This is a genomic window from Pseudomonadota bacterium (genome assembly GCA_030860485.1).
GTDB lineage: Bacteria > Pseudomonadota > Gammaproteobacteria > JACCXJ01 > JACCXJ01 > JACCXJ01.
Genome location: JALZID010000374.1, coordinates 1 through 3118 on the forward strand (window position 1 = coordinate 1; position 3118 = coordinate 3118).

At 57.2% G+C, this 3118-nt stretch carries 3 protein-coding genes; all 3 read left to right on the forward strand.

What is annotated here, in order from left to right:
- Window positions 1-265, forward strand: a 265-nt coding sequence (locus tag M3461_22985; protein MDQ3777006.1) for an ISKra4 family transposase, incomplete at its 5' end; no start/stop codon positions are given.
- A 1000-nt stretch (window positions 266-1265) separates the two neighbouring features.
- The gene (locus tag M3461_22990) at window positions 1266-1535 is read left to right on the forward strand and encodes a hypothetical protein (protein MDQ3777007.1); all 270 of its coding nucleotides are present in this window, start codon (window positions 1266-1268) and stop codon (window positions 1533-1535) included.
- A 157-nt stretch (window positions 1536-1692) separates the two neighbouring features.
- Complete coding sequence (locus tag M3461_22995) at window positions 1693-2904, forward strand: right-handed parallel beta-helix repeat-containing protein (GenBank protein MDQ3777008.1); 1212 nt, start codon at window positions 1693-1695, stop codon at window positions 2902-2904.
- Window positions 2905-3118 lie beyond the last annotated feature (214 nt).

The following is a 3118-nucleotide window of genomic DNA, read 5'->3' on the forward strand; positions in this document are numbered from 1 at the left end:
GATGCTGCGCTACGACCGCTATCTCGCCGAGGGTTTCCCCATTGCCACCGGGGTCATCGAAGGGGCCTGTCGTCACCTCGTCAACGACCGCATGGACATCACCGGGGCACGCTGGGGCCTGCGCAGCGCCGAGGCGGTATTGCAGCTCCGGTCGCTGCATTCCAGCGGTGATACGGAGGCCTACTGGGCGTTTCATAAGGCCCAAGAGCAAGAGCGTAACCACCGCTCACGGATGGCAAGTCACCTCTTCAAAGAGGCGGCCTGACGGGCCGAAGCGTCGTTCTAAAAGAACCGCACCCTTCTTTCGTTTCGACATCGTGGACTCCTCCTTCCCAGAAGGTGATGTGTCCACGAAACGGGGTCAACTCCACGTTGCCGGCCTCTACAAGGATAAATAATGGACATCCGGGTATCCTTCTCGCGCAAGCCGCACTGACGTCACTAAGCAAGGGGCTGGAACCAAGTCCCTCTTCCGTCCACGGCGATTAGCGCCGGTAGTACTTACTGGATCGCTCTTCTAAGCCCATAGTGGCGTACTACAGTTCCGCGATCAGGTGCATGGAGGTCAGCCCAGTGAAACGAGCGCTCAGAGCGACCTTGCTAGTCTGCCTAGTACCTGCGCCACCCGTGCCGTCTACAACGAGGGCCGCTTATCGACGTATGGGACCGGCCAATGATAGCCTTATCCAGTGTGCCTTCATCCGGGCAACTACATCGCTTATCTGCGGATCTACTACCTCGCGCGCGACTATCTCGCGCGCGGGAACACGACGCTTCCGCGATAGTCTCCACGACCCCGTAAGGGGCGGGAACAGATCTGTTATCCTGACGATCATCCGGCCATCGACAGGGTTACAATTACTCCAGCCTCATTGTGTGACCGATCGCTAGTCCTGACCATCTACTGAACTTTGTTGCGGCCGATAGAGGCTTACCCTGTGCCGAACGAAGTTAGGTACTACGAATTCACAACCCGATGTTCGCCGTTACTATGATAAGTACCCCCCGGGCCCTCCGAAACCAGTGCCCACCATACTCGCCAACCTGTCGACTAATTGAAAACAATTGGCCCGTTGTGTCTAGAGTGAGGTGCGCGCCCACAGAGCGGTTTGCGCATACGTGCAGCGCTTGATCCGCCTAACCATGCTAAAACATTTTGTCCCGACCTACAGATGGGTTATTCAAGCCGCACAACCTGAAGCCGTTACTACTGCCCCGTTAATGCTCAACCATTTCTGCTAAGTACACTGTGACGCGGACGCACCGTGAAAACCGATCATATCAAGAACCTGTTGCTTCTCTCTCTTCTTCTTTTGGGGCCCATTCGACTCAGCTTGGCGGCTTGTAACCAAACCCTGAGCGCTGGTGCCAACGTAGCATCAGCTATATCGGGCACCGGCGGGACAACTATCTGCCTGCATTTAAGCAGCACCCTCCTTCTCGAGGATCCGGTCTTCGGCGTATGGAGCAGGATACCCGGTACTGGGTTTGATCCGCGTAATCATGTCAGTGAGTCCCAAAAGCAGATTTATTGACTAAACTGTAAAGGCGTAGGGCAGGGATAAGAGCCGGCCCTACGGGGTGCGAAATGTTCACTTGGCTCACACAAAAGATTCGTTCGCTCGCAGAGGTTTTCTCTCGCTTTTGTTGGTCGAGCTCGCTTGGTTGCAATCAAAGATCTGGAGAGGAAGTATGAAGAACTCAACAGTTCGAGTTGAATGCCTTGCGTTTATGGTCGCCGCAATTTGTAGCGTGGCCACTGTCGTTCCTGGCGCCGTCTTCGCGGCGACGCTGACGGCGATGCCGTCCAACTTCGCGAGCGTCTTCGCGTCGGCGCAGGGCGGCGACACGATCCTGCTCGCCGCAGGGTCCTACGGCACGTTCACGGGAGCCTTGAAGTCCGGCCTCGTGACGATCATGCCGCAGGGCGCAACTGCAACCATGGCGCTCAACTTCAGCCCGGCCTCGAACATCACCATCGACGGGCTCACATTGACCAGTGTTTACATGAACGATAGTCGAACGAAAAACATCACGGTTCGCAACTCCACCGTTACCGGCCAGACGACATTCCGCACCGGCACGCTCGCTAATGCCAACATCCTGTTTGACCGTAATGTTCACGGCGCCTGGAACGCGGGCGCGGGCGGCGGAGAAGGTCGCGTGTGGCTTCCGGAGCGCACCAGCCAGCCGTCCGGGATTACTATCCAGAACTCGCGTTTCGGTCCCGGCGGCAACTCCGACGGCATCCAGAACGGCAGCAACGGGACAAGAATCCTGAACAACGAATTCGTCGGCATCAAGCAGATCGACGGCGCGGCAGGTGTCCACGCAGACTCGATCCAGCTCTATGGCTCGCAGAACACTGTCATCCGGAGCAACTGGTTCCATGACGTATCGGTCGGTATCATGTGTGCCGACGGATGCGACCATGAGACCATCGAGGACAACGTCCTTGCCGTGAACGGTTCGCCCTACGCGGTGACTCTGCTATCCGACAATGGCTCGGTGATCCGCCACAACACATTCCTTAACTATGGCACCTGCGATTACAGCCAGCCATGCGGACAGTTGTATCTCGGCAACAAGCCCGCCGATCCGGTCAGCCAAGGCACCATCCTGAAGGACAACATCGTCACCTCATTCTGCGTCTGCGACGGGAGAGTGAGCGGGCTGGCCGAAGAGAGCTACAACCTCTTCACGAAAACCACGGGATCTGGCGCGAACGACGTGTTTGGCAAGCCTACATACGTTGGAGGCGCCAATCCGACCACCCTGACCGGCTTCCAGTTGGCAGCCGGATCTCTTGGCAAAGGCAATGCCTCTGACGGTCTGGATAGGGGCGCCAGATTTTCCCCGCAGCCCACGCCGCTCGCGGCGCCACGGAATTTGAGGCTTCTATAATGACGTGGTTTAACTGATGAGAGCAAAGTACAATCTATTAAAAGCGATTCTTGTGGCCCCCCACGGAGTTCGGGCCATAGCCGCGGCACATAGGTTATGTAGTTAAGGATTCGCGAAAATCGGCTCCAGACCGAATTGCAGCCGCCCACGTTGTCGATCCCGTTTAGGGTGTGCGCGTCGTGCGTTCCCGGCGAGGTAGTCGATGGCGCGTGCA